Origin of the sequence: Leucobacter sp. USHLN154 (assembly GCF_037145595.1) — a bacterium.
GTDB lineage: Bacteria > Actinomycetota > Actinomycetes > Actinomycetales > Microbacteriaceae > Leucobacter > Leucobacter alluvii.
Map to the genome: position 1 here is coordinate 1 of NZ_JBBCXF010000011.1, position 2,029 is coordinate 2,029.

At 55.4% G+C, this 2,029-nt stretch carries 1 rRNA gene; it reads left to right on the forward strand.

What is annotated here, in order from left to right:
* The first annotated feature begins 115 nt into the window (after nt 1-115).
* Nucleotides 116-1,643 (forward strand): 16S ribosomal RNA (locus tag WFH23_RS14060).
* Nucleotides 1,644-2,029 lie beyond the last annotated feature (386 nt).

Below are 2,029 nucleotides of genomic sequence, written 5' to 3' on the forward strand. Positions count from 1 at the left end.
TGGGTGTGGGAGATTCCTTTTTTGGATAACAAGAATCGTCAGTATTGATGGTTCTGTTGCCAGATTGAACTCGTTGCATGTTCCGGTTTTTCCCCGGGGCGTGTGGCAATCGTTTTTTACGGAGAGTTTGATCCTGGCTCAGGACGAACGCTGGCGGCGTGCTTAACACATGCAAGTCGAACGCTGAAGCTCCCAGCTTGCTGGGGGTGGATGAGTGGCGAACGGGTGAGTAACACGTGAGTAACCTGCCCCGAACTCTGGGATAAGCGCTGGAAACGGCGTCTAATACTGGATATGTCCTATCACCGCATGGTGTGTAGGTGGAAAGAATTTTGGTTCGGGATGGACTCGCGGCCTATCAGCTAGATGGTGAGGTAATGGCTCACCATGGCGACGACGGGTAGCCGGCCTGAGAGGGTGACCGGCCACACTGGGACTGAGACACGGCCCAGACTCCTACGGGAGGCAGCAGTGGGGAATATTGCACAATGGGCGCAAGCCTGATGCAGCAACGCCGCGTGAGGGATGACGGCCTTCGGGTTGTAAACCTCTTTTAGTAGGGAAGAAGCGAAAGTGACGGTACCTGCAGAAAAAGCACCGGCTAACTACGTGCCAGCAGCCGCGGTAATACGTAGGGTGCAAGCGTTGTCCGGAATTATTGGGCGTAAAGAGCTCGTAGGCGGCTTGTCGCGTCTGCTGTGAAAACCAGAGGCTCAACCTCTGGCCTGCAGTGGGTACGGGCAAGCTAGAGTGCGGTAGGGGAGATTGGAATTCCTGGTGTAGCGGTGGAATGCGCAGATATCAGGAGGAACACCGATGGCGAAGGCAGATCTCTGGGCCGTAACTGACGCTGAGGAGCGAAAGCATGGGGAGCGAACAGGATTAGATACCCTGGTAGTCCATGCCGTAAACGTTGGGAACTAGATGTAGGGCCTGTTCCACGGGTTCTGTGTCGTAGCTAACGCATTAAGTTCCCCGCCTGGGGAGTACGGCCGCAAGGCTAAAACTCAAAGGAATTGACGGGGGCCCGCACAAGCGGCGGAGCATGCGGATTAATTCGATGCAACGCGAAGAACCTTACCAAGGCTTGACATATACGAGAACACTGTAGAGATACAGGACTCTTTGGACACTCGTAAACAGGTGGTGCATGGTTGTCGTCAGCTCGTGTCGTGAGATGTTCGGTTAAGTCCGGCAACGAGCGCAACCCTCGTCCTATGTTGCCAGCACGTAATGGTGGGAACTCATGGGATACTGCCGTGGTCAACACGGAGGAAGGTGGGGATGACGTCAAATCATCATGCCCCTTATGTCTTGGGCTTCACGCATGCTACAATGGCCGATACAAAGGGCTGCGATACCGCGAGGTGGAGCGAATCCCAAAAAGTCGGTCTCAGTTCGGATTGGGGTCTGCAACTCGACCCCATGAAGTCGGAGTCGCTAGTAATCGCAGATCAGCAACGCTGCGGTGAATACGTTCCCGGGCCTTGTACACACCGCCCGTCAAGTCATGAAAGTCGGTAACACCCGAAGCCGGTGGCCTAACCCCTTGTGGGAGGGAGCTGTCGAAGGTGGGACTGGTGATTAGGACTAAGTCGTAACAAGGTAGCCGTACCGGAAGGTGCGGCTGGATCACCTCCTTTCTAAGGAGCACTCGACACCTTTCGGGGTGTCGCAGAATGGCTCGATCAGTGGCATACGTTCACTGCGAGCCGCTCATGGGTGGAACATATGACAAGCAAGCTTGCTGGCTCGCCTGTGTGAGTACGTCATGTCCGTTTCGGCGGGGGTGATTGGAAATCCTGGGTGGGTGTGGTGAGTGGGCAGAAAGTGCATACTATTGGGTCCTGGGAGACCAGCCGGTCGCATCCTTTTGGGGGTGCGGGTGACTGATTCCTTGACCTGCTGTCACGAGACGTGTTGCTCGTGGGGGTGGGATCGACCGTACGTTGAGAACTACACAGTGGACGCGAGCATCTTGCAGTGTCATATTCGTTTCGTCTGGATCGCCTTTTGGGTGTGATGGGTG